Raw genomic sequence first — 23,850 nt, 5'->3', positions numbered from 1 at the left:
GGTGTCGGTGGCGATGGTGCCGCCGATCGGCAGCTCCATGTGGGTGTGGGCGTCGACGCCGCCCGGGATGACGTACTTCCCGGTGGGGTCGCCCGCCTGGTGCCGTACCAGGCGGTGTTCGGCGCGCGGGAGGCGGACGCCGGGCTGGCCGCCGTACGCCTGCGCGACGGCCGGCGCCCCGGTCCGCTGCCCGCCGCCGAACTCCTGCGGCGCGTCGCCGCACGGGTGGCGGGCCGGGGGACCGGGCTCTGGGACTGATGCCGGCCCGGTACTGATCTAAGGTCGGCTCGACGGAAGGAGTCCGCCGTGGACGGTCAGCCCATTCCCGTGATCATCGACTGCGACACCGGCGTCGACGACGCCCTGGCCCTGCTGTTCGCCGTACGCCACCCGGGACTCGACCTGCGGGCGGTGACCTGCGTGGCCGGGAACACCGGCGTGGACGGGGTGGTCCGCAACACCCTCACCGTGCTGGAGCAGGCGGGCGCCCCCGACATCCCGGTGGCCCGGGGTGCCGAGCGCCCGCTGCTGGAGCCGGCCCGCCCGGCCCCGGTGCACGGCGCCGACGGCATGGGCGACCTGGGCCTGCCCGCGCCCACCCGGACTCCGGTGGACGTCGACGCCGTCACCCTCCTGCACCGGGAGATCCTGGCCTCCCCGCGCCCGGTGACGCTGATCCCGACCGCGCCGCTCACGAACATCGCCCTGCTGCTGCGGACCCACCCCGAGGTCACCCGGAACATCGAGCGGATCGTGTTCATGGGCGGGGCCGTGGCCACCGGGAACGCCACGCCGGTCGCGGAGTTCAACGTCTGGCACGACCCGGAGGCGGCGGCGATCCTGCTGACGGCCGGGGTGCCGATCACGATGTACGGCCTGGACGTCTTCCAGCAGGTCGTCGTGGACAGCCGCGAGGTCCACCGGCTGCGCGCGAGCGACGAGCCCGGCACCCGCCTGGCCGGTGAACTGCTCGCCCACCGGCCGGCCCACCAGGGGGAGCCGCCTCAGGCGGAGGAGGCGGGCGGCCTCGGCGACGCGGGCGCGGTGTGCGCGGTCGCCGACCCGCAGGGCATCACCACCCGCCTGCTCCCGGTCGAGGTCTGCCTCGCCCCCGGCCCCGCCCGGGGCCAGACGATCGTCGACCGCCGTCCGCGCCCCGGCGAGTCCGAGATCCACGAGGGCGGTCGCGAACGCGCCCTCGTGGACGTGGCGTTGGAGGTGGACGCCGACCGCTACGTGAAGCTGTACCTGGAGACGGTCGCGCGGTAGGCGCTACTCCGCGGCGGACGGGGAGACCGCCCAGCGCTCCTCGACCCGGGCGACCTTCCAGTACGCCAGCGCCGCCGCCCACACCAGCACGAACAGGCCGACGATGAGGTAGCCGACGTTGTCCAGGTCGAGGCCGGCGATCCAGCCGGTGATGTCGTCGTGCAGGGCGAACTTCTCGTGCAGGACGCCGACCAGCTCGATGGTGCCGATGAAGAAGGCGACGGCGATGGACAGGCCGGTGATGGCGAGGTTGTAGAAGACCTTGCGGACCGGGTTGGAGAACGCCCACTGGTAGGCGAAGTTCATGAACGTGCCGTCGAGGGTGTCGAACAGGCTCATCCCGGCCGCGAAGAGGAGGGGCAGACAGAGGACCGCGTACCAGGGCAGGCCCGCCGCCGCGCCCGAGCCCGCCATCACCATCAGCGTGACCTCGGTGGCCGTGTCGAAGCCGAGGCCGAACAGGAAGCCGAGCGGGTACATCTGCCCCGGCCGGGAGACGGACTTCGTGAGGCGGCCGAGGACGCGGTTCATGAACCCCCGGGAGTCCAGGTGCTGTTCCAGCTGCTTCTCGTCGTAGGCGCCCGCGCGCATCGCCCGGAAGACCTTCAGGATGCCCACGAGGGCGACCAGGTTGAGGGCGGCGATGAGGTAGAGGAACGTGCCGGAGATCGTCGTGCCGAGGAAGCCGAGCACCTGGTGGGTGGCGGAGCCCTCGTTCATGACCTTCCCGGCCAGCGAGGTGCCGCCCGCGATCAGCAGGGCCAGCAGCACCACCACGCTGGAGTGGCCGAGCGCGAACCAGAACCCCACCGACACCGGCCGCTTCCCGTCGGCCATCAGCTTCCGGGTGGTGTTGTCGATCGCCGCGATGTGGTCGGCGTCGAAGGCGTGCCGCATGCCGAGGGTGTAGGCGGTGACGCCCAGCCCGATCCCGAACGCGTCGGAGCCGACCTTGTAGTGCTCGGGCGCGACGAGCAGACAGAGGATGCCGAAGGCGACGACGTGCAGGGCGACGATCACCGCCATCAGCCCGACTGTCTTGACGGTGTCCTCGCGTCGCCAGCGGAAGGACGCGGCATCGGCCATGGGTTCACGCTCCAGCACCTCGTGGATCACTTCGTGAGCTGCCGTGGCCGGTCTCCTGGCTTACGGGTCGTGCGTCCGCCGTCCCTGCCTTCCCGGTCTGCGACCAGTGGCCCGGCGATGCCGGACGGAACGGGAACTCCCCGATCACAGTGGCGAGGGCCGCGTCGACCTTGCATCGACTTCCCGAACACCACGGCCCGCCCACCGTAGAGGGGCACGCGGTTTCCTGCATAGCTGCGTACCTGCGCAGGTATCGAAGATCACAAAGAGGGGGCCTGCCAGACTGGCCCCATGCATCTCGTGCCTGCCGACCGAGCCGACCGTCGTTCCATCGACGGCCACCGGGTGTGTGAGGCGATCGCCGCCATCGGTGAGGCGGGGCGTCTGCGCACCTGGGCCGACCGCTTCTCGCTGCTCGCCGACGCCAACCGGCTGGCGCTGCTGGTGGCGCTGTACCGCACCGGGCCGCTCGCCGTGTCCGACCTCGCCATCGCCACCGGGATGAACGACCCCGCCGTCTCCCAGGCGCTGCGGCTGCTGCGGGCGGCCGGGGTCGTGGCGGGGGAGAAGGAGGGGCGCGTGGTGCGGTACCGGGTGGTGGACGCGGACGTGCGGGGGCTGTTGGAGCACTGCGTCGGCTGAACGGCCGCGAAAGGTTCCCTTTCCGGGCAAGGTGGACAGATACAGATTCCGTACTGTCGTCCGTCCCCTGGGAGCCCGTATGGCAGACCTCTTTCCGGACCTCTCGTCCAGGAAGCCCGACTGGTGGCGGCAGGCCGTCATCTACCAGGTCTACCCCCGCAGTTTCGCCGACGCCGACGGTGACGGCCTCGGCGACCTCCGGGGCGTCGCCGAGCGGCTGGGCCATCTCGCCGCCCTCGGCGTGGACGCCCTGTGGCTGAGCCCCTTCTACCCCTCCGAACTCGCCGACGGCGGCTACGACGTGATCGACCCGCGCGGTGTCGACGAGCGGCTCGGCACCCTGGACGACTTCGACGCCCTGGTGGCCGAGGCCCACCGGCTCGGGCTCAAGGTCGTCGTGGACATCGTTCCCAATCACACCTCCCATCTGCACCCGTGGTTCCAGGAGGCGCTGCGTGCCGGGCCCGGCTCCGCCGCCCGGGAGCGGTACGTCTTCCGGCCGGGGCGCGGCGCGCGCGGTGAACTGCCGCCCAGCGACTGGCAGTCCGTGTTCGGCGGCAGCGCCTGGCGGCGGGTGCCCGACGGGGAGTGGTACCTGCACCTGTTCGCCCCGGAACAGCCCGACCTCAACTGGGACAACGAGGAGGTCCGCGCCGACTTCCGCTCGACCCTGCGGTTCTGGTCCGACCGGGGCGTGGACGGCTTCCGCGTGGACGTCGCCCACGGCCTGGCCAAGGACCTCACCGAGCCGCTGCGGGACGTCGGCGGCATCGGCGCCACCGGCGAGCAGGCCCTGCCGCTGGTGCCGCCCGGCAGCCACCCGTACTGGGACCGGGACGAGGTCCACGAGATCTACCGCGACTGGCGCAAGATCTTCGACGCCTACAGCCCGCCGCGCACCGCCGTCGCCGAGGCCTGGGTCCCCGGCGCCCGCCGCGCCCTGTACGCCCGCCCCGACGAACTCGGCCAGGCCTTCAACTTCGAGTACCTGGAGGCGGGCTGGGACGCCGAGGAGCTGCGGGACGTCATCACCGACTCGCTGGTCACGGCCCGGGCCGCCGGCGCCTCCGCGACCTGGGTGCTGTCCAACCACGACGTCGTACGCCACGCCTCCCGGCTCATGCTGCCGCCCGGCACCGACCCGGCGGCCTGGCTGCTGTCCGGCGGCACCGCGCCCGCGATCGACACGGCGGCCGGGCTGCGCCGGGCTCGGGCGGCGACCCTGCTGATGCTGGCGCTGCCCGGTTCGGCGTACCTCTACCAGGGGGAGGAACTCGGTCTGCCCGAGGTCGCCGACCTGCCCACCGAGGTCCTCCAGGACCCGATCTGGGAGCAGACCGGCCACGTCCGCAAGGGCCGCGACGGCTGCCGGGTGCCCCTGCCGTGGACGACGACCGGACCGTCGTACGGCTTCGGGCCCGGGCCCGGCTGGCTGCCGCAGCCGGCGTCCTTCGCGGCGTACGCCGTCGAGGCGCAGGCCGGCGCCGAGGGCTCCACGCTGGAGCTGTACCGCGCGGCCCTGCGGCTGCGCCGCAAGGTCCTCCAGGGCGAGACGCTGACCTGGACGCCGGACGCGCCCGCCGGTGTCCTGGACTTCCGCCGCACCGAGGCCTGGCGGAACGTCACCAACCTCGGCACCGAAGCGGTCCCGCTGCCGCCGGGCGACGTCCTGCTGAGCAGCGGCCCGCTGCCCGAGGGCGGGGAGCTGCCGCCGGACACCACCGTGTGGCTGGCCTAACCGGCCGAGGGAACGGGGCTGGGGGTGACGCCACCGCCCGTGCCGGCACCGCCCGTGCCACCGCCGAGGCCGCTGAGGTCCAGCGGCGTGGACGTGGCGGTGGGCGGCGGGGTGAGCACCACCTCCGGCTGGCCGGCCGCCGGGGCCGGCGGCGTCAGGTCGGACGAGGGGAGCTTCGGCGGGGTGGTCTGGTTGAAGAGGGTCTGGTCGAAGTCGACCAGGCCCGTCTTCTCCATCACCGTCATGTGGTCCAGGACGGTGTCGTTGGCCTGGTCCGCGAGGGCCCGCACCAGCGAGTTCTTGGTGGTGGAGCGGATCTTCGCGATCGTGTTGAAGATGGAGCCGTGCGTCATCCGCAGGATGTTGGCGAAGTCGGTGTCGAACTGCTTGCCGCTCTCGCCCTGCAACTGGTTGACGAAGCCCACCTGTTGCGGACTCGCCACGTTGGGCAGCGTGATGTTGAGCATGGGGGCGATCTTGCGGCAGGAGGCGTCCAGCGCGGCGTGCCCGTCGACCAGGTGCTCGCTGGCCGTCTTGACCCCCTTGGTGGAGCCCTTCTGCAACCCGATCTGGCCGAGCGGGTACTCCCACAGGCCGGCCGCCCGCACCTTGACCACGAAGTCCCGGTCGGCCTCCGTCAGCGGCCCCCACTGGGTCTGCGCGATGATCCGCGACTGTGAGCTGGAGACCGTGCTCAGCCCCAGCATGCTCGGGTAGGCGAGGGCCGCGAGGGTCAGGGCCATCGCACCGCCCACGAAGAGAGTTCCCGTCGCGTTCCGCGAAAAGCGCACCGTTCCTCCTGCCTGTGGGTCCCGCCCGTGGTTCGGACGCACAGCAGTACGGATGCGGGGGCCGTTCGTATCAGTGCTCGCGGGTAAAGAATCTCCCGGGCGCGGTTGGCGGAAGGTTGACCGCTCCCCGGCACAAGGTTGACCGCTCCCCGGGAGAAGGCAGACCGGGCCGCCCCCTAGATTCGCCGCATGCCCCCACCCTCACCGCCCAGGCCCCCCGCCGCGCTGCCCGTCCTGCCCTACCGCAAGCCCACCAGGGGCCGCGACTACTGGGTGCTGGACGACGTCCTGCCGGACGTCGACGCCGTGCGGGAGCGGTGCCTGGCCAAGGACGACTGGGTCGAGGGGTATCCGTACACCTCCGAGACCTGGCCCGGCCTGCGTGCCATGCCCGGCCTGGAGCCGGGTGAACTCGCCCGGATCGAGCGGCTGGTCAGGAAGGCGACCGGGGCGAAGGAGCTGTGGGTGCAGCGGGCGCCCGGCGGCGGCACCCTCAACCACAACTGCGTCCAGGTGGTCGGCGAGGGCGAGAGCGAGCCCCGCCCGCACACCGACTCCCGCGCGCTGTGCCGGTACGCGGCCGTGCTCTACCTCAACCCGGGAGTCCCCAAGGACTGCGGGACCGCCTTCTACCGCCAGTCGCTGCCCGGCGGCCGGCTCGGCGGCAACATCGTCCAGGCCCCCCACACCAACCTGGTCGAGGCGCTGGGGACGCGGTACGTCCCGGCGGACCACTTCGAGGAGGACGTCCGCGTCCCGCACCGGTACAACCGGCTGCTGCTCTACCACGCCAACCTGGTGCACAGCGCGACCGGCTACTTCGGCCGGACGCTGGAGGACAAGCGGATGACGGCGGTGTTCTTCTGGATGGCCTGACCGGTGTGAGGAGGCCGGCTGCGCGGTACGGATGACCGGTATGAGCAGTGTCGCCATCGTGGGAGCCGGACCGGGGCTCGGCACCGCCGTCGCGCGGCGGTTCGGGCGGGAGGGGTTCGCCGTCGGGCTCGTCGCCCGGGACCGGGGGCGGCTGGACGCGATCGCCGACGCGCTCGCGGCCGAGGGCGTCACCGCCCGCGGGTTCGCCGCCGACGTGCGCCGGCCCGAGCAGCTCGCCGCGGCGCTGGGCGAGCTGGCCGACGCCCTCGGGACCGTGGAGGTGCTCCAGTACAGCCCGGTGCCGCACCGCGACTTCATGCGGCCCGTGCTGGAGACCCGGCACCGGGACCTGGTGGGGCCGATCGAGTTCTCCGTGTACGGGCCGGTGGCCGCCGTGCAGCAGGTGCTGCCGGGCATGCGGCGGCTCGGGCGCGGGACGATCCTGTTCGTCAACGGCGGGAGCGCCGCCGTACCCCATCCCGAGCGGGCCGGCACCTCGATCGCCTTCGCGGCGGAGAGCGCGTACGGCCACCTGCTGCACGACCGGCTGGCGGGCGAGGGGATCCATGTCGCCCAGCTGATCATTCCCGGGGCCATCACAGCGGGTCACGCGCGCAAGGACCCGGAGGCGCTCGCGGACAGGCTGTGGGCCCTGCACGAGGAGCGGCACGGGTTCCGGCACTACGCCGACGACCTCGACAGCTGACCGGCCGCTGACCGTTCGGAGGCGGTCACCCTGCGGGGAGTGACGTTGTGAGCCAATATGGGGCTATTGGCCGCTTTGCTCTCTTCAGAGGGGGCCTCCATGGCTGTCGAAATACCCCCGCTCGTCAAACCGTCACGGCTCAGGAGCCGGGGCGGGCTGCTGGGCGAGTGCCTGGCGGAGTTCCTCGGAACCCTCGTCCTCATCGCCTTCGGCTGCGGCGTGGTCGCGATGGCGGTAGCGGCACTGCCCGGCTCGGGCCGGGCCGCCACCCCCACCACGATCTTCCTGGCAGCCGGCGACTGGCTCCTGATCACCTGGGGCTGGGCGCTGGCCGTCGTCTTCGGCGTCTACGTGGCCGGCGGCGTCAGCGGCGCCCACCTCAACCCGGCCGTGACCCTGGCCATGGCCCTGCGCCGCGGCTTCCCCTGGCTCAAGGTGCTGCCGTACTGGTTCGCACAGGTCGTCGGGGCCCTCACCGGCGCCGCGCTGGTCTACCTGGTCTACCACAACGCGATCGCCGCCTACGACAGCACGGTGACGGGACCGAAGGTGAACGGGCACACGAACGCCACGTTCTCGATCTTCGCGACGTTCCCGGCCCCCTACTTCCACGGCGGCATCTGGGGACCGCTGATCGACCAGATCGTCGGCACGGCCTTCCTGCTCATGCTGATCGCGGCCGTGATCGACCTGCGCAACCAGGCCGTGAAGGCCAACCTCGCCCCGCTGATCGTGGGCTTCGTCGTCGCCGCGATCGGCATGTCCTACGGCGCGAACGCCGGCTACGCCATCAACCCGGCCCGCGACTTCGGACCGCGCCTGTTCACGTACGCGGCGGGCTGGGACAGCCTGGCGTTCCCGGGGAGCGTGGCCGGCTCGTTCAGCGCCTACTGGTGGATCCCGATCGTCGGACCGCTGATCGGCGGCATGATCGGGATCCTGGTCTACGACCTGTTCATCGGCGACGTGCTGCTCGTCCGGTCGGAGCTGGCGGAACTGCCGGAGCCGGGCCGGTCGACCCCCGTACGGACCAGCGACGAGGAGTAGCCGGCCTCAGGGCCCGCTGACGGCCACGGTGGTGACCACGCGTACGGCGCTGGGCCGGCGGGGCGCCGAACCGAACCCGAACCGCACGGGCGGCGCGACCGGCGCCGAAGGGCCCTGGTCCCGGCCGCCGTAGACCGTGGTGGCCGACACGACCGGGAGCAGGTCGAGGGCGCCGTACCACTCGCGCCGACCGGCGCCCGCGCTGCCCCGGGTGCGCACGCCGAGCAGCAGCCTCGCGGGAGGGTACGTCACCGCCGTCCAGGCCGGGTGCGCGGCGAGCGGCGCGGGCACGGCGCGCAGGAGCCGGCCCGTCGGGCCGCGCCTGCCCGTGGTCAGGCGCAGGTGCAGCGGGCCGGCCGTGATCTCCCAGTGCCGGCCCTCGACCCGCACGGCGACGGGCGTGACCTCCACGTCGTCGAAGGCGTAGGTCGCGGCGATGAAGTCGGCGGTCCGCCGGGAGGGCGCCAGCAGCAGCCGGTGCCCGTCCGCCCGCTCGACCATGACGTCGCTGAACCGTCCGAACGGCGAGCGGGCCCAGTGCCCCAGCACCACCCGGGTGCCGGCCGCCGTCCCGGTCCCGACGATCCATCCGTCGAAACGCATCCGCGCCTGCCGGCCGGGCACCGCGTCACCCACCGCCCCGCGCTGTGCCGCCCGCGGGCCGCCCGCCGCGCCTCCCGCACCGCCACCACGCCGCCGGCCGGCCTGCATCAGGGGCCACCCGTCGCCGACGAGATGGAACAGGCCCTGGGCCCGGGCGACGGCCAGCGCGCTCATCGGCTTCCTCCCGGTCACCGAGTCCCCCGTGGACACCACCGGTCCCGAGTGACCCGCGGGTCTCCCGGCAAACCGGACGGTGTGGGTCAGAGCGCCAGCAACAAGGCGGCCAGGGTGGTGAAACCGGCGCACACCGCGAGCGCCACGCCCACGCAGCGCCGCCGCAGTTCGGCGTACCGCTGCTCGTACTCGGCCCGCAGCGACACGCACCGGGCCGCGATGCGTTCGAGGTCGGCCCGGGCCCGCAGCAGGCTGTCGGCGGCGTACCGCCGCTCGACCTCCTCGCGCTGCGCCGTCGTCAGCCACTCCAGGGAGCCGGCGAACTCCCGCGCGCGCTGCTCCGCCTCCGCGACCCGGGCCTGCCACAGCAGGTAGCCCTCGACCTCGTTGCCGAGGTCGCCGCTCACTCCGGCTCCGGCCCCCTGCTGGGGCAGGCCGCTCACCTCTGGCCCCGGTCGCTCGTGACCGCGACGGTGTGGCCCTCCTGCTCCCGCATCGCGATGTCCGGGTGGTGCAGGTCGAACGCCGGGGACTCGCTGCGGATCCGGGGCAGGGTGAGGAAGTTGTGCCGGGGCGGCGGGCAGGAGGTCGCCCACTCCAGGGAGCGGCCGTAGCCCCAGGGGTCGTCGACGCCGACCGGCTTGCCGTACTTGGCGGTCTTCCAGACGTTGTAGAGGAACGGCAGCATCGACAGGCCGAGCAGGAACGAACCGATGGTGGAGAGCGTGTTCAGCGCGGTGAAGCCGTCGGCGGCCAGGTAGTCGGCGTACCGGCGCGGCATGCCCTCTGCGCCCAGCCAGTGCTGGACCAGGAAGGTGGTGTGGAAGCCGACGAACAGCGTCCAGAAGGTGATCTTGCCGAGGCGTTCGTCGAGCATCTTGCCGGTGAACTTGGGCCACCAGAAGTGGAAGCCGGTGAACATCGCGAAGACGACCGTGCCGAAGACGACGTAGTGGAAGTGGGCCACCACGAAGTACGAGTCGGAGACGTGGAAGTCCATCGGCGGGGACGCGAGGATGATGCCGGTCAGCCCGCCGAAGAGGAACGTGACGAGGAATCCGGTCGCCCAGAGCATCGGTGTCTCGAAGGACAGCGAGCCCTTCCACATGGTGCCGATCCAGTTGAAGAACTTCACACCGGTCGGCACCGCGATCAGGAACGTCATGAACGAGAAGAACGGCAGCAGCACGGCACCGGTGACGAACATGTGGTGCGCCCACACCGTCGCGGACAGGCCGGCGATCGCGATGGTGGCGGCGACGAGACCCATGTAGCCGAAGATCGGCTTGCGGGCGAAGACCGGGATGACCTCGGTGACGATCCCGAAGAACGGCAGCGCGATGATGTACACCTCGGGATGGCCGAAGAACCAGAACAGGTGTTGCCACAGGATCGGGCCGCCGTTGGCCGCGTCGTACACATGGGCGCCGAACTTGCGGTCCGCCTCCAGGGCGAACAGCGCGGCGGCCAGCACCGGGAAGGCCAGCAGGACCAGGACAGCGGTCAGCAGCACGTTCCACACGAAGATCGGCATGCGGAACATGGTCATGCCCGGGGCGCGCATGCAGATGATCGTGGTGATGAAGTTGACCGCGCCGAGGATGGTGCCGAACCCGGAGAAGGCCAGGCCCATGACCCACAGGTCACCGCCCAGGCCCGGGGTCCGGGTCGCGTCCGACAGCGGGGTGTAGGCGAACCAGCCGAAGTCGGCCGCGCCGTTCGGGGTGAGGAAGCCGCCCACCGCGATGAGCGAGCCGAACAGGTAGAGCCAGTAGGCGAACATGTTCAGCCGGGGGAACGCCACGTCGGGCGCGCCGATCTGGAGCGGCATGATCCAGTTCGTGAATCCGGCGAACAGCGGGGTGGCGAACATCAGCAGCATCACGGTGCCGTGCATCGTGAACAGCTGGTTGTACTGCTCGCTCGAGATGATCTGGAGTCCGGGGCGGGCCAGCTCGGCCCGGATGATCAGCGCCATCAGGCCGCCGACCAGGAAGAACCCGAACGACGTCGACAGATAGAGGGTGCCGATCGTCTTGTGGTCGGTGGTCGTCAGCCACTTCACCACGACATTGCCGGGCTGCTTGCGCCGCACCGGCAGCTCGTTCTCGTACGAGTCCTCGGCTGCCTCGGCACCGCCCTGGGGTTCGTTGAGGATGCTCACAAGTCGTCCGTCTCCCGATGCTCGCCGTCCGCCCACGACAGGACGTCGGTCACCCGCCATCCTCACCACGCGAGCCCGCGCCCGGGCCCCTGAGCGTGCGACGTGCGGCCATTCGGATGACGGATACACCCGACCGGCCCAACGGGCCGGCGGCTCCCACCCCCGGACACCGAGGCCTCGGCCGCAACGAGCGTCCCCAGTGCCGACGTGGCCACGGAGTGAGGGACCGTTGCCGGGAAGCCGGTGGACGCGGTGGCGGAGCCGTTGTCGGTCCCGCCGGTTACGGTCTTCGCGCGCGGCCGGTTTCCGGGGGTTCCAGCTCCGCGGGGAATGGTTGCATCCCCGGTCTGTGCGGGGGCGGCCCGGAGAGGCGTCCGGGACCCAACCGACGTCCGGGCTTCGTCGATGGCCAGGGAACGACCTGTCAGCGCCGGCCGCGCACCCTCTCTCCGTGAGGGGTCGTCAGGGGGTGGGTGCGATGTCCCCCGCGAAGACGATCATCTGGTCGATGCGGCCGGTACCGGGCCGCAGGTGCACCACGTCCGTCCCGGCCAGCCGCGGCCCGCCGTCCGGCGTGGTGAAGACCCACTGGTAGCGGGCCCATTCGCCCGGCATGTCCACCGCCGAGCAGCGGACCATCGTGCCGGCACCGGCGGGGTGGCGGCGGATGTCCAGCACGAACCGTTCGACCGCCTCCACTCCCTCGCTGCGTCCCAGCGGACCCCAGAACACCACGTCGGAGGTGAGAGCCTGGGACAGCAGGGAGATCACCTGGCCGTCTTCCCGGGCGTTGAACGCGGAGAGGAACATGTCGATCGCTGACTGAGCGGCGTCTTCCAGCATGCAGCAGTCATATCAGCCGCGCACGGGGCTGCGCTGAGGGCCTGTCAGGGCTTGACCGCGCGCACGACGGCGGAGTGCATGCCGTCGGCCACGGGATGCGTGGGGACGACGCGGACGCCGGTGAACCCGGCGGCCTCCAGCCCGCTCCCAGATGGCCGCCGCGTTCCTCATCCCTCTCGCCGGGGACGCGGTCGAGGTGCGGTCGGCCGGGTCGGCGCCCTGATCAGCAGGGGTCGAGCTCCGCGTCCGCGGCCTGCTCGCCGGCCTGGGAGCGGCGCCCCGCGCCCGACACCCCGCGCATGACAGCCGCGCCTGACGGGCGCCGCGCCGGTCGCCCATCGCCGGGGGCCTCGGTGCGGCAACCGGGCTCGACGGCCCGATCCCGGGGTCGGCGCGGGCCGGGGCGGCTAGGATCCCGGGCATGGCCCTGACCCTGAGCGACGTGGAGCGGTTCGAGGCGGCCCGGCCCCGGCTGGAGGCCATCGCCTATCGCCTGCTCGGCTCCGCGAGCGAGGCCGAGGACGCCGTGCAGGAGACGTTCCTGCGCTGGCAGGCCGCCGGCGCCGACCACATCGAGGTCCCCGAGGCCTGGCTGACGAAGGTGCTCACCAACCTCTGCCTCAACCAGCTCACCTCGGCTCGCGCCCGGCGCGAGACCTACGTGGGCCAGTGGCTGCCCGAGCCGCTGCTCGCCGGAGACCCGATGCTGGGCCCGGCCGACACCGCGGAACAGCGCGAGTCGGTGTCGTACGCCGTGCTCACCCTGCTGGAGCGCCTGTCGCCCAACGAGCGGGCGGTGTACGTGCTGCGGGAGGCCTTCGACTACCCGCACCGGGAGATCGCCGAGATCCTCGACATCAGCGAGGCCGCGAGCCAGCAGATCTTCCACCGGGCCAAGAAGCACGTCGCGGACGGCAGGGCCCGTACCGAGATCGACGAGGCCGCCGCCCGGCGGATCGTCGAGGAGTTCCTGGCCGCGGCCACCAGCGGCCGGACCGAGCCGCTGGTGCGGCTGCTCACCCAGGACGCCGTCTCGATCGGCGACGGCGGTGGCAAGGTCCCGGCCCGCACGAAGGCCTTCGAGGGCGCGCTCGCGGTCGCGAAGTTCATGCGGGGCCTGTTCAAGCCCGGCAAGGCCAAGCGCAACCTGGTCGGCGGCTCCCCCGAGATCCACGCCACCACCGCCAACGGCGGGCCGGCCGTCGTGGCGGTCCTCGACGGGCGTGTCATCGGCGTCATCTGCCTGGAGGTCACCGCCGACGGCATCCGCGCGTTCCGCAGCCAGGCCAACCCCGACAAGCTCGAACGCGCGACCCGGCACTGGGCGGCCACCGACCACGGCGAACCCCTGCTCCGGCTCTTCTGATCCCGGGCCGCACGCCTCCGATCCCGATGTGACGTGCTTCACATCGTGTTCCTGTCAGGAAACGGCGGGCCGTCCTGTTCAAGGGGCGAATCCGCTCAAGACAGGAGTCAGGAAATGCAGCACCGCATCGTCGTCCTCGGAGCCGGATACACGGGAGCCATCACCGCCGGTCGCCTTGCCAGGCGGCTGCGCCCCGAAGACGTCGCCATCACCCTCGTCAACGCCGAGCCCGACTTCGTGGAGCGCGTCCGGCTGCACCAGCTCGCGGCCGGCCAGGACCTCACGCCCCGGCCGTTGCACGAGATGTTCGCGGGCACCGGCGTGCGGCTGAGGCTCGCGCGGGTCACCGGCGTCGACGTCGAGCGCAGGACCGTCGCCGTCGCCGACGCGAACGGCGCCGAGGAACTGGAGTACGACACCCTCGTGTACGCCCTCGGCAGCGGCTGGAACGACCGGGGCGTCCCCGGCGCGGCCGAGCACGCGTACGAGATCGCCGGCCGCGCCGGAGCGCTGCGGCTGCGCGAACGCCTGGCCCGGCTGGCGGCCGGACAGCCGGTGGTCGTGGTCGGTGGCGGCCTCACCGGTCTGGAGGCGGCGGCCGAGATCGCCGAGGCCCGCCCGGACCTCGATGTCGCCCTCGCCGCCGGTGGCGGCCTCGGCGACTGGCTCTCGGACAAGGGCCGCGCCCACGTGCGCAAGGTCTTCGCCGGGCTCGGTGTCACGGTGCACGAGCACACCGCCGTCACCGCCGTGGCGGCCGATCACGTCACCACCGCGGACGGCGCCTCGATCCCGGCCGCGGTCACCGTGTGGACCACCGGCTTCGCCGTCCACCCGATCGCGCGGGCCACGAGCCTGGAGGTCACCGGCACCGGGCAGATCGTGGTCGACCGGTCCATGCGCTCGGTCTCGCACCCGGACGTGTACGCCGTCGGGGACGCGGCCCTGGCGATGGGCCCCGGCGACAAGCCGCTGCGGATGTCCTGCGCCTCCGGCGTCCCCGCCGCCTGGCAGGCCGCCGACGCCATCGCGGCACGCCTGACCGGCCGCGAGGTCCCGAAGGTGCCGGTGCGCTACTTCAACCAGTGCATCTCGCTGGGCCGCAAGGAAGGCCTGATCCAGTACGTCACCGCGGACGACCGCGCGGTCCGGGCGGCCCTGACCGGGCGGATCGCCGCCGTCTACAAGGAACTCGTCTGCAAGGGCGCGGTCTGGGGCGTCGCCCACCCGCTCTTCGCCCCGGCTCCGCGGCGGCGCGTGGTGCGGGAGCGGGCGGGTGCGGATGCGGTGGCACCGGCGAACGCACCGGCCTGAGCCCGGCGCCTGCCGCGCGGGCCACACCGGTTGTCGTCGGCCATGCGGCGGCGACAACCGGCGGCGCGGGCCGTGGCCTCGTGCGGCACCCGGCTCCTGGCCGAACCGTGTGCCGCACGGGACGCGGTGCGCGTGTCCGGCCCGCTCGCGTTCCGGGTGCCACGTCCCGCGCCGCCCACACCCGCGAACTCCGACGCGTCGCGCCACCCCCGTGGACCGTGGATCGGATGCCGTCGCCGCCGCATCCGGGCACCCGGACCAGGCGTGGGGCGTCCGGCCGGGCGACGGCGTCCACACGGACGCGCGGGCCGGTGCCGAGACCGGGGTCCAGGACGCCGACCGGCTCCGGAAGCTCCCGTTCCGGCAGGTCGCAGGGTGAGGGTCAGCCCCGCGGCCGGCGTTCGCGCCGGTGTTCCGGTGGCCTCCGCGTGGGCCGGGGCGTCACCAGCGCCAGGCGTCCTCGTCGGGGCGCGTGGCCGCGGCCGGCGTCGCCGGCGCGGCCTGGGGCGCGTCGTGGCAGGTGAAGCCGAGCCGGGTCAGCGCCCGGCGCATCTCGCCCGACGTGAAGTCCCGGCGGTCCTGCTTGGTGATCACTTCGCCCACCTGCATGACCGGGTAGACGCGGCGGCCGATGCTCACGGAGACGCCGGTGACCGGTTCGGGCGAGACACCGCTCATCGACTGCTCGACCTCGCTCTTGATCAGGTCGAAGGGGAAACGGGCGATGACACAGCGCATGGCGGACTCCACAGGGTTGGGGGAGAGACAGCGGAGGGATCGACCGTAGGCTCGCCCCGGACGCGGGGAGCGAATCCCGGTACCTGGGCTAGGAGTTGTTCCTGGGGGCGGAGCGGCGGCCGCGGGAGGCCGCCCCGCGGCCGGCGGCGCGCCCTCGGCGACCGCGCGCGGCGGCTCCCGTGCGCTCGCTCCGCTCGGCGGCCGGCACGGTGATCGTGACGGGTACGCCGGAGGGGGTGCGGGCGCCGGTGATGCGGTGCAGTTCGGCCTCGCCCGGACGGACCCGGGCGGTCCGCGCGGTGATGCCGGCGTCGGCCATCAGGCGGTCCATCGCGCGCCGCTGGTGCGGCAGGACGAGGGTGACGACCGTGCCGGACTCGCCGGCCCGCGCGGTACGGCCGCCGCGGTGCAGGTAGTCCTTGTGGTCCCCGGGAGGGTCGACGTTGACGACGAGGTCGAGGCCGTCGACGTGGATGCCGCGGGCGGCGACGTTCGTCGCCACCAGGACCGTGACGTGGCCGTCCTTGAACTGGGCGAGGGTCCGGTTGCGCTGCGGCTGGGACTTGCCGCCGTGCAGGGCGGAGGCGCGCACCCCGACGGACAGCAGGTGCCTGGCCATGCGGTCGACCGCGTGCTTGGTGTCCAGGAACATGATCACCCGCCCGTCGCGGGCGGCGATCTCGGTCGCGGCGGCGTGCTTGTCGTCGTCGTGCACGTGGAGCAGGTGGTGCTCCATGGTGCTGACGGCTCCCGCGGACGGGTCGACCGAGTGCACCACCGGATCGTGGAGGTAGCGCCGTACCAGGAGGTCGATGTTGCGGTCCAGGGTGGCCGAGAACAGCAGCCGCTGGCCGCCGTCGGCGACCTGGTCGAGCAGGGCGGTCACCTGGGGCATGAAGCCCATGTCGGCCATCTGGTCGGCCTCGTCCAGGACGGTGACGGACACCTGGTCCAGCCGGCAGTCGCCCCGCTCGATGAGGTCCTTCAGGCGGCCGGGTGTCGCGACGACGACCTCCGCGCCGCCGCGCAGCGCGCTCGCCTGACGGCCGATCGACATGCCGCCCACCACGGTGGCGAGCCGCAGCCGCAGGGCGCGGGCGTACGGGGTGAGCGCGTCGGTGACCTGCTGGGCCAGTTCCCGGGTGGGGACGAGGACCAGGGCGAGGGGCTGCCGGGGCTCGGCCCGCCGCCCGTCCAGGCGCGCCAGCAGCGGCAGGCCGAAGGCGAGCGTCTTGCCCGAGCCCGTGCGCCCGCGGCCCAGGACGTCCCGGCCGGCCAGCGCGTTCGGCAGCGTGGCCGCCTGGATGGGGAAGGGCGCGGTGAGGCCTTCGGCGCCGAGCGCGGCCAGCAGCCGTGCGGGCATGTCCAGCTCGGCGAACGACTCGACCGCCGGCAGCGGTTCGGTGAGGGTGACCGGCAGGGCGAACTCCTGCCGGCGGGTGCCGGAGCGTGCGCCTTGGCCGCTCCTGCGTCCGGTGCCCGGACGGGGGCTCTGCCGGCCCTGCTCCGGGGTCCGGGAGCGGCCGCCGCGCGTGCCGCCGGCCGTCCGGGCGGACGTCCGCTCCGCGCGGAAGCGACCTGGGGTGCCGCCGGTGCGGCGGGTGCGGTTCATGAGGGAACCTTCCTCGATGCGGCGTATCGAGGAATTCCGCCCAGCGGCGAACGAGCCGCGCGTGGATTCACAAGAATGAGCCGACGGAAATGCGAAAATCCGGGCCGGGCCGGGAAAGAAATGAGCTGGGGCCCGCACCCCGAGAGCGCGGGCCCCAGCACCATGCAGCGCGTCAGCGTCAGGCGGGAACGATGTTCTCGGCCTGCGGGCCCTTCTGGCCCTGCGTGACGTCGAAGGTAACCTTCTGGCCTTCCTGAAGCTCGCGGAAGCCGGAGGTGGCGATGTTCGAGTAGTGGGCGAACACGTCGGCGCCGCCACCGTCCTGCTCGATGAAGCCGAAGCCCTTTTCCGCGTTGAACCACTTCACGGTGCCAGATGCCATATTGAATCTCCCTTGGGGGGCAATGCCGTACTCCGCACTTTACGGAGCCGAGTCGCCGCAATGATCACCCCTCCGGAAGAATCCGGAAAGCTCTGCAAAGAAAAATTCTCTGGCAACCAAAACTGCAACTGCTATCACGCTAACACAGGCCGGCCGGAAGCCCCACGCTTTTTCGCGGCCGTCCAGGAATTCTCATCCCGTCGCCGCCCGCATTTCTGTAGTGGCGGGTCTAGGTATCCGTACCGCGTTCGTCGAGCCGCCGGCGCATCTCCCGGTTCACCCGGAGGGCGTCGTCGAGCTGGTCCTCCAGCGAGACGATGCGGCACGCGGCCTCGATGGGCGTGCCCTGGTCCACCAGCTCCCGGGCGCGGGCGGCGATGCGCAGCTGGCGGCGCGAGTACCGGCGGTGGCCGCCCTCCGAACGCAAGGGGGTGATCAGCTCCGCCTCGCCGATGGCCCGGAGGAAGGCGGGAGTGGTGCCGAGGACGTCGGCGGCCCGCCCCATCGTGTAGGCGGGGTAGTCGTCGTCGTCCAGGTTGCCGACGGGGGCGTTCTCGGCGGGCATGGCACCTTCGTTCCGGGACGCGGCCAGGAACCCGGGCATGCGCGGCACCCGTGCTCCGAGGCGTTCGGTACCTTCCGCGTCGCCCGACAACCCTAACGCGGGCGGCCAAGGAGATCTGTCCTCACCGCGACAGACTTCCTCCCCCCGGTTTCGGCCGCCGGCCAGGGCACCGAGGGCTCTCCGCGGCGTCACCCCCGGCCGACCGCGCGGACGGGTCCGGCGCGTGTCGGACCCCTCCGGCCGGTCCGGCCGGTCCGGCCGCTCCTAGGGCCGCCGCAGGAGTCCCCGCTCCATGGCGACCACCACCGCCCTCGTCCGGTCGTTCACGTCGAGCTTGGCGAACAGGCGCAGCAGATGCGTCTTCACCGTGGCCTCGGCGATCATCAGGCGCCTGCCGATCTCGGCGTTGGTGAGGCCGTCCGCGACGGCGCCGAGGACGTCGGTCTCGCGCTCGGTCAGCGGGTCGTGCACGGGCCGCCGCATGCGCGCGACCAGCTTCTCGGCGACCCGGGGAGCGAGGACCGTCTCGCCGCGCGCCGCCGCGTGGATGGCGTCGACCAGCTGCTCCCGGGTGGTGTCCTTGAGCAGGTAGCCGATGGCGCCGGCCTCCACCCCGCGCTCGATGTCGGTGTCGGTGTCGTACGTCGTCAGGATCAGCACCCGGGTGCGCGGGTACCGGGCGACGATCTCCGTGGTGGTGGCCACCCCGTCGAGGACGGGCATCCGCAGATCGACGAGGGCCACGTCGGGGTCGTACCGCTCCACGAGGCCGAGGGCCGCGCGCCCGTCGCCCGCCTCGCCGACGATCTCGATGCTGTCCTCGCCGGCGAGCAGGGCGAGGACCCCGGCCCGCATGACGGTGTGGTCGTCCACCACGACGACGCGCAGCGCTCCCGTGCTCATGCCTCCACCTCGCCCGTCAGGGGGACCACCGCCAGGATCCGCGTCCCGTCGCCCACCGAACTCGTCACCGTGAGCCTCCCGCCCAGTTCCGCCAGACGTTTGCGCATGCCGTCGAGCCCGAAGCCCCGCGACTCCCCGACCACGAACCCGGTGCCGTCGTCGGTGATCTCCAGTTCCACCCCGTGGGGCCGCCGGGCCAGCACCACCCCGACCGTGGACGCGCGGGCGTGCTTGCGTACGTTGGCCAGGGACTCCTGGGTGCAGCGCAGCAGCGCGATACGGGTCTGCTGGTCACAGTCCAGGTCCGCCAGGTCGGCGTCCACGGTGAGCCCCGTGTCCTCCGCGAAGCGGTCCAGCGTCCGGCGCAGGGTCCGTGCCACCGAGCCGGCCGCCGCCCGGCCCGGACCGGGCTGCCGGGCCGAGCCGACCAGCTCCCGGGCCTCGGCCAGGTTCTCCCGGGCGGTGGACTCGATCGACCGCAACTGCTGGGCGCTGCGCGCCGGGTCGCCGGCCATGCCCTCCCGCGCCGCCTCCGCGAGCACGATGATCGACGCGAAGCCCTGCGCGAGCGTGTCGTGGATGTCCCGGGCGATGCGTTCGCGTTCGTCCGCCGCGCCCTGCCGCTGGTGCGCCTCGGACAGCTGCGCCTGGGTCCGCTCCAACTCCTCGATGAGCCGCGCCCGTTCGCTGCTCTGCTCGACGACCGAGTGCGCCCACAGGCCGATCAGCACGCCCACCGCGACCACGATCAGGGTGGAGACCACCGTCTCGCCGAAGAACTCCGCCGACCAGCCCTGCCGGACCAGGGCCCCGGCGAGCGTGGATCCGGTGGCCAGCGCGAGGAAGACCATCGAGACCCGGGGCGTGCGCCCGAACATCCAGTAGTGCGGCAGCGTCACCATGAACAGCGCCGCGTAACTGCTGCCCAGGTACGCCAGCCCGCCGAGTGCGAGCACCAGCACCGAGAGGTAGACGTGCGGACGGACGACGGGGTTGGCGGGGAAGCGGTCGAGTGCCGCGTAGCAGAGGACCACGCAGGCGAGCAGGCCGAGCGCCTGGTACGCGCTCCCGCCGGGCCGGGCCGTCGCCACCAGCCCGACGGCCATCGCCCCGAACAGCGCCCAGCACACCGTGTTCCAGCGGCGCAGCGACGTGGACCAGAAGGCCCCGGAGGAGGGGTCGGCGAGAGCGGTCATGCCGATCAACGTACGTCGACCACCGCTCGCCCGTCCGCCGGATGCGCCGGGACCCCGGTCCCGCGTCCCGCCGTCCGCGCGGGCCACCAGCTCGCCTCGCCGAGCAGCAGCATCGCCGCCGGCAGGACCATGATGCGGACGATGAACGCGTCGAGCAGCACGGCGACGGCGAGGACGAAGCCGATCTGCTTCATCTCGATGATGTGGAGGAAGACGAAGCTCACGAAGACGGTCGTCATCACCACCGCCGCGCTGGTCACCACGCTCGCGGACCTGCGGATCCCGTCGAGCACGGCCTGCCGCGTGGACGCGCCCGCGAGCACGGCCTCCCTGATCCGGCTCACCACGAACACCTGGTAGTCCATCGAGAGCCCGAAGAGGATCACGAAGAGGAACAGCGGTACCCGCGAGCCGATCGAGCCGGTGGAGTGGAAGTCCAGCACTCCCTCGGCCCACGTCCCCTGGAAGACGAGGACGAGCAGCCCGAGCGAGGCCGCCGCCGAGAGCAGGTTCAGCAGGACCCCGATGAGGGCCAGCACCAGCGAGCGGAACGCGTACGCGGTCATCGCGAACGTCACGAGCAGCAACGCACCGAGGACCAGCGGGAGTTTGCCGTTCTGGTGGGCGGGATAGTCGGTGTACCGGGCGACGTCACCGCTCACCCCGAACTCCGCCCCGCCGACCCGGCCGACGGTCGCCGGCAGGTACGTCTCGCGGAGGTGGTCGAGGGAGTCGTACGCCTGCGCGGAGTTGCCGAGGTACGGCACCCTCAGCTCCAGCACGCTGATCCGGTGGTCGGCCGAGGTGCGGACCGGCGAGGCGCCGCTGAACAGCGGGTCGGCGCCGGCGCGCCGGGCCAGCTCGCGCAGCGCCCCCACGACCTCGCCGGAGCGCGCCGCGTCCGCGCGCACGACGACCTGGTGCGTGACCCGCTGCTCCGGGAACGCCTCGTTGAGGCGGTCGTAGACCCGCATGGCCGGGATGTCCCGGGAGTGCGTGTCCCGGCTCATCTCCGTGATCTTCAGCCCGGCCAGCGGGGTGGCGAGCGCGAGCAGGGCGAGGACGGAGACGCACAGGGTGGCCAGCGGGTGCCGGCGCGCCGGCCGCAGCAGGGCGTGCCACACCCGGTCGCCGCCGTCCTCGCCGCGCGTCCGGCCGCGCGGCGGCTTCCCGCGTTCCGCCCGGCGCAGCGCCCGGCGCTCGGTCCGCTGCCCGAGTTTCACCAGCAGCGCCGGCAGCGCCGTGAGCGAACTGGCCACCGCGACCAGGACGACCACGATCGTGCCGGTGGCCAGCGAGGAGAAGATGACGTCGGAGGCGAGGTACAGCGTCGCGGTGGACGCCACGACCGCGAACCCCGAGACCACGACCGCCCGGCCCGAGGTGGCCGCGGCCAGCTCCACCAGCGCCTCGGCGCTCAGCCGTCCGGCCGCGCGGGCCCGCTCCTCGCGCTCCCGCTTGAGGTAGAAGAGGGTGTAGTCCACACCGACCGCGAGGCCGATCATCAGGATGACGTTGGTGCCGACCCCGGCGTCGGGGGACAGGTGCGAGGCCACCATCGACAGGCCGACGGCCGCCGCGATCGACGACAGCGCGAGCAGCAGCGGCACCCCGGCCATGGTCACGGACCCGAAGACGACCAGCAGGGTGACCAGGGTGACCGGAAGGGTGATCTTCTCGGAGAGCGCCAGGTCATGGCCGCGCTGCTCGTCCACGCCCTTGCTGATGGAGGGACTGCCGGTCTCTTCGAGGAGCAGTCCGGGGTGGGCCTTCCGCACCGCCTCCGTCTGCGCGACCAGCGCGCCGACCTTGTCCTTGGCGTCCCGTTCCTCGCCCTTCAGGGCCACCGCGACCATGAGGATCCGGCGGTCGCCGGACCACACCGGAGCGTCCACGCGGGCGACCTCGGGCAGCCGCTCCATCCGCGAGGTCAGCTCCTCGGCGGCGCCCCGGGCCGCCGCCCGGTCGAGGGGGCCCGACCGGGCCGAGATCAGCACCTGCTCGGTGGAGAGCCGTTCCAGATGCCCCTCGGCGGCCATCGCCTCCGCCCGCCCGGCCTCCCCGACCCGGTAGTCGGCCGTCGTCGCGCTGTGCGTGCCGACGGCGCCCCCGACCCCCAGGCACACCCCCACGAACACGAGCCAGCCGGCAACGGCCCGCCAGGGGTGCCGGGCGCTCCAACGCGCCATCCGTACGGTGAGTGAATTCATACGGAAAGGCTTGCTGCCGGGGCCGACCCGCGGACAGAGGTACCCGGTTGAACTTCCCGTCCACCGATCGGTGGACGGGGCGCGCGCCCGCCCCGCCCGCCGGGCCGGGGGCCCGGGGGCGGGGCCGCGGGCTCGGCTAGGTGTTGGGCTCGGCCGCGCTGATCTCGCTCAGCGCCGAGTCCGTGTCGCGCTCCACCGCCAGGTCGCCCAGGGAGACGATGCCGACCACGCGGTCGCGGTCGGGATCGACCACCGGCAGGCGGCGTACCGCCTTCTCCCGCATCAGGCCGACCGCGCGGTCGACCGGGTCGTCCGGGGTGACCGTGGTCAGGTCGGTGCTGCACGCGTCCTGGACGCGCACGCCGCTGACGTCCCCGCCCTCGGCGAGGATCCGCACGGTGAGGTCCCGGTCCGTCACCAGGCCGCGGGGGTGGCCCTCCTCCGTCACCAGGACGGCGCCGATGTCCTCGTCCCGCATGCGGCGGGCGACGTCGGTGACGTAGGTCTGCGGGGTCACCTCGACCGGCGGGGCGGTCATCACGTCCCGCACCATCTGTGCTGTCGCCATGGCAGAACCTCCGAATACGTGTCTCGTCGTGTCGGCTCTCGTTCGTGCCGTGCGCTAGCCGGACTACCACGCATACGGCGATCCATGTCTGTTTTGATCTGATATGTAGGGCAGTGTGCGCATGTGGGGTGTGCGCGTCGACCCGCCCGCCACGCGTCGAGGGGTTCAGACGAGGGCGTGTCGCTTGTTACCTTCGCCCCGTGTCGCACGCGGAACCCCGGTCCTCGCCGACGGCACCGGCCGGGAGCGCGCTCGCGGACCAGGCCGGCGGACGGGCCCTGCCCCCGGACGGGGAGGAGCCGGCCCGGATCCGCGCCGCCGAGCCGGAGGGGGAGCGGTGACCGCGCGGGCGGCCCCCGCCCGGCAGATGCGGCCGCTGTACGCGGCCGGGTTCACCACCGCCTTCGGCGCGCACGGCATCGCCGCGACCCTCGGCAGCGGCGCCGGCGACGCGGTCACCTCGCTCCTCGTCCTCGGCGGACTGCTCGCCCTGTACGACGGCGCCGAGGTGCTCCTCAAGCCGCTGTTCGGCACCCTCGCCGACCGCGTCGGCGCCCGGCCCGTGCTGCTCGGCGGGCTCATCGCCTTCGCCGCCGCGTCCGCGCTGTACGGCGTCGCGGACAGCCCCGGCTGGCTCTGGGCCGCCCGGCTCGGACAGGGAGCCGCGGCCTCGGCCTTCTCCCCGTCCGCGTCCGCGCTGGTCGCCCGGCTCAACCCGGCGGCGCGGCACGGCCGCGCGTTCGGCGGTTACGGCTTCCACAAGTCCGTCGGCTACACCCTCGGCCCGCTGCTCGGCGGGGTGCTGGTGTGGGCCGGGGGACTGCGGCTGCTCTTCGCGGTACTCGCGGTGCTCGGCGCGGCGGTCGCCGCCTGGGCCGCGCTCGCCGTCCCCGCCGTACCCCCGCTGCCCAGGACCCGGCAGACGGTCGTCGACCTGGCACGCAGGCTGGCCGACCCGTCCTTCCTCGCCCCCACGGCCGCGCTCGCCGCGGCGACCGCGGCCCTCTCGGCCGGCGTCGGCTTCCTCCCGGTCTCCGGGCGCGCCGCCGGGCTCGGC

General features: G+C 72.9%; 24 protein-coding genes, 4 pseudogenes and 1 riboswitch. Of the genes and pseudogenes, 13 read left to right on the top strand and 15 right to left on the bottom strand.

Going from position 1 to position 23,850, the window contains the following annotated elements:
* Positions 1–90 precede the first annotated feature (90 nt).
* Positions 91–258, top strand: a pseudogene (locus tag ABZV94_RS30650) (threonine--tRNA ligase); the annotation flags it as partial.
* 48 nt (positions 259–306) lie between these two features.
* A complete protein-coding gene (locus ABZV94_RS30645) occupies positions 307–1,269 on the top strand; it encodes a nucleoside hydrolase (protein ID WP_356346087.1) in 963 nt (320 codons plus the stop codon).
* Between the two features lie 3 nt (positions 1,270–1,272).
* Here the strand turns inward: ABZV94_RS30645 and ABZV94_RS30640 are convergent, their stop codons facing one another.
* Positions 1,273–2,355 (bottom strand): HoxN/HupN/NixA family nickel/cobalt transporter, encoded by a 1,083-nt coding sequence (locus ABZV94_RS30640; RefSeq protein ID WP_356346085.1) that lies wholly within the window; start codon positions 2,353–2,355, stop codon positions 1,273–1,275.
* Between the two features lie 27 nt (positions 2,356–2,382).
* Positions 2,383–2,565: riboswitch (cobalamin riboswitch) on the bottom strand.
* An 81-nt stretch (positions 2,566–2,646) separates the two neighbouring features.
* On the opposite strand from ABZV94_RS30640, the gene ABZV94_RS30635 reads away from it, so the two are divergent.
* Both ABZV94_RS30635 and ABZV94_RS30630 read left to right on the top strand, forming a co-directional pair.
* Positions 2,647–2,997: a metalloregulator ArsR/SmtB family transcription factor gene (locus tag ABZV94_RS30635; RefSeq protein WP_356346082.1), complete on the top strand. Its 351-nt coding sequence runs from the start codon at positions 2,647–2,649 to the stop codon at positions 2,995–2,997.
* Between the two features lie 79 nt (positions 2,998–3,076).
* Positions 3,077–4,735 (top strand): glycoside hydrolase family 13 protein, encoded by a 1,659-nt coding sequence (locus tag ABZV94_RS30630; RefSeq protein WP_356346080.1) that lies wholly within the window; start codon positions 3,077–3,079, stop codon positions 4,733–4,735.
* On the opposite strand, the gene ABZV94_RS30625 is transcribed toward ABZV94_RS30630, so the two are convergent.
* Complete coding sequence (locus tag ABZV94_RS30625) at positions 4,732–5,490, bottom strand: DUF4142 domain-containing protein (protein WP_356346095.1); 759 nt, start codon at positions 5,488–5,490, stop codon at positions 4,732–4,734. The two genes, ABZV94_RS30630 and ABZV94_RS30625, sit on opposite strands and share 4 nt — an antisense overlap.
* Positions 5,491–5,715: 225 nt before the next feature.
* Here ABZV94_RS30625 and ABZV94_RS30620 point away from each other — a divergent pair, with 225 nt between their 5' ends.
* The 3 genes from ABZV94_RS30620 to ABZV94_RS30610 all read left to right on the top strand — a co-directional run bounded on the left by ABZV94_RS30620 (position 5,716) and on the right by ABZV94_RS30610 (position 8,155).
* A complete protein-coding gene (locus ABZV94_RS30620; protein WP_356346078.1) occupies positions 5,716–6,402 on the top strand; it encodes a DUF6445 family protein in 687 nt (228 codons plus the stop codon).
* Between the two features lie 40 nt (positions 6,403–6,442).
* Entirely contained in the window at positions 6,443–7,108 is a 666-nt protein-coding gene (locus ABZV94_RS30615; protein ID WP_356346076.1) for an SDR family NAD(P)-dependent oxidoreductase, read from the top strand.
* 99 nt (positions 7,109–7,207) lie between these two features.
* Positions 7,208–8,155, top strand: a complete 948-nt coding sequence (locus ABZV94_RS30610) for an MIP/aquaporin family protein (protein ID WP_356346074.1) — start codon at positions 7,208–7,210, stop codon at positions 8,153–8,155.
* 6 nt (positions 8,156–8,161) lie between these two features.
* On the opposite strand, the gene ABZV94_RS30605 is transcribed toward ABZV94_RS30610, so the two are convergent.
* The 5 genes and pseudogenes from ABZV94_RS30605 to ABZV94_RS30585 all read right to left on the bottom strand — a co-directional run.
* On the bottom strand, positions 8,162–8,932 hold the full coding sequence (locus tag ABZV94_RS30605; protein WP_356346071.1) for a hypothetical protein: 771 nt from the start codon (positions 8,930–8,932) through the stop codon (positions 8,162–8,164).
* An 86-nt stretch (positions 8,933–9,018) separates the two neighbouring features.
* Positions 9,019–9,339 (bottom strand): cytochrome C oxidase subunit I, encoded by a 321-nt coding sequence (locus ABZV94_RS30600; protein WP_356346092.1) that lies wholly within the window; start codon positions 9,337–9,339, stop codon positions 9,019–9,021.
* 92 nt (positions 9,340–9,431) lie between these two features.
* Positions 9,432–11,096 (bottom strand): annotated as a pseudogene (gene ctaD, locus ABZV94_RS30595) (cytochrome c oxidase subunit I); the annotation flags it as partial.
* 462 nt (positions 11,097–11,558) lie between these two features.
* The gene (locus ABZV94_RS30590) at positions 11,559–11,939 is read right to left on the bottom strand and encodes a nuclear transport factor 2 family protein (RefSeq protein ID WP_356346068.1); all 381 of its coding nucleotides are present in this window, start codon (positions 11,937–11,939) and stop codon (positions 11,559–11,561) included.
* 44 nt (positions 11,940–11,983) lie between these two features.
* Positions 11,984–12,082: pseudogene (locus ABZV94_RS30585) on the bottom strand (arsenite S-adenosylmethyltransferase); the annotation flags it as partial.
* An 8-nt stretch (positions 12,083–12,090) separates the two neighbouring features.
* Here ABZV94_RS30585 and ABZV94_RS30580 point away from each other — a divergent pair.
* From ABZV94_RS30580 to ABZV94_RS30565, 4 genes and pseudogenes are all read left to right on the top strand, one after another.
* Positions 12,091–12,159: pseudogene (locus ABZV94_RS30580) on the top strand (phosphotyrosine protein phosphatase); the annotation flags it as partial.
* 201 nt (positions 12,160–12,360) lie between these two features.
* Entirely contained in the window at positions 12,361–13,305 is a 945-nt protein-coding gene (locus tag ABZV94_RS30575; protein WP_356346066.1) for an RNA polymerase sigma-70 factor, read from the top strand.
* Between the two features lie 114 nt (positions 13,306–13,419).
* Positions 13,420–14,619, top strand: coding sequence for an FAD-dependent oxidoreductase (locus ABZV94_RS30570; RefSeq protein WP_356346064.1), 1,200 nt, complete (start codon positions 13,420–13,422; stop codon positions 14,617–14,619).
* A gap of 211 nt (positions 14,620–14,830) precedes the next feature.
* Complete coding sequence (locus ABZV94_RS30565; protein WP_356346062.1) at positions 14,831–14,998, top strand: hypothetical protein; 168 nt, start codon at positions 14,831–14,833, stop codon at positions 14,996–14,998.
* Between the two features lie 62 nt (positions 14,999–15,060).
* Here ABZV94_RS30565 and ABZV94_RS30560 read toward each other — a convergent pair whose 3' ends face one another.
* The 8 genes from ABZV94_RS30560 to ABZV94_RS30525 form a co-directional block, all read right to left on the bottom strand.
* Positions 15,061–15,357 (bottom strand): SCO5918 family protein, encoded by a 297-nt coding sequence (locus ABZV94_RS30560; RefSeq protein WP_356346059.1) that lies wholly within the window; start codon positions 15,355–15,357, stop codon positions 15,061–15,063.
* 88 nt (positions 15,358–15,445) lie between these two features.
* On the bottom strand, positions 15,446–16,969 hold the full coding sequence (locus ABZV94_RS30555; RefSeq protein WP_356346058.1) for a DEAD/DEAH box helicase: 1,524 nt from the start codon (positions 16,967–16,969) through the stop codon (positions 15,446–15,448).
* 178 nt (positions 16,970–17,147) lie between these two features.
* Positions 17,148–17,351: a cold-shock protein gene (locus ABZV94_RS30550; protein WP_007383480.1), complete on the bottom strand. Its 204-nt coding sequence runs from the start codon at positions 17,349–17,351 to the stop codon at positions 17,148–17,150.
* A 229-nt stretch (positions 17,352–17,580) separates the two neighbouring features.
* Complete coding sequence (locus ABZV94_RS30545) at positions 17,581–17,916, bottom strand: MerR family transcriptional regulator (RefSeq protein WP_356346056.1); 336 nt, start codon at positions 17,914–17,916, stop codon at positions 17,581–17,583.
* Positions 17,917–18,180: 264 nt separating this feature from the next.
* Complete coding sequence (locus ABZV94_RS30540; protein WP_356346054.1) at positions 18,181–18,819, bottom strand: response regulator transcription factor; 639 nt, start codon at positions 18,817–18,819, stop codon at positions 18,181–18,183.
* Positions 18,816–20,015: a sensor histidine kinase gene (locus tag ABZV94_RS30535; protein WP_356346051.1), complete on the bottom strand. Its 1,200-nt coding sequence runs from the start codon at positions 20,013–20,015 to the stop codon at positions 18,816–18,818. Before ABZV94_RS30535 ends, ABZV94_RS30540 begins: the two co-directional genes overlap by 4 nt.
* Positions 20,016–20,020: 5 nt before the next feature.
* The gene (locus tag ABZV94_RS30530; protein ID WP_356346048.1) at positions 20,021–22,225 is read right to left on the bottom strand and encodes an MMPL family transporter; all 2,205 of its coding nucleotides are present in this window, start codon (positions 22,223–22,225) and stop codon (positions 20,021–20,023) included.
* Positions 22,226–22,361: 136 nt separating this feature from the next.
* Positions 22,362–22,793 (bottom strand): CBS domain-containing protein, encoded by a 432-nt coding sequence (locus tag ABZV94_RS30525; protein ID WP_356346045.1) that lies wholly within the window; start codon positions 22,791–22,793, stop codon positions 22,362–22,364.
* A gap of 200 nt (positions 22,794–22,993) precedes the next feature.
* Between ABZV94_RS30525 and ABZV94_RS30520 the strand changes: the two genes are divergently transcribed.
* Positions 22,994–23,134 carry a hypothetical protein gene (locus ABZV94_RS30520; protein WP_356346043.1) on the top strand — a complete coding sequence of 47 codons (141 nt, stop codon included), beginning with the start codon at positions 22,994–22,996 and terminating at the stop codon, positions 23,132–23,134.
* Positions 23,135–23,160: 26 nt separating this feature from the next.
* Positions 23,161–23,850 (top strand): MFS transporter (locus ABZV94_RS30515; RefSeq protein ID WP_356346090.1); only part of this gene is annotated, 690 nt, incomplete at its 3' end.

Source organism: Streptomyces sp. NPDC004658, assembly GCF_040609555.1.
GTDB lineage: Bacteria > Actinomycetota > Actinomycetes > Streptomycetales > Streptomycetaceae > Streptomyces.
This window is presented reverse-complemented; position numbering and strand designations above follow the sequence as displayed.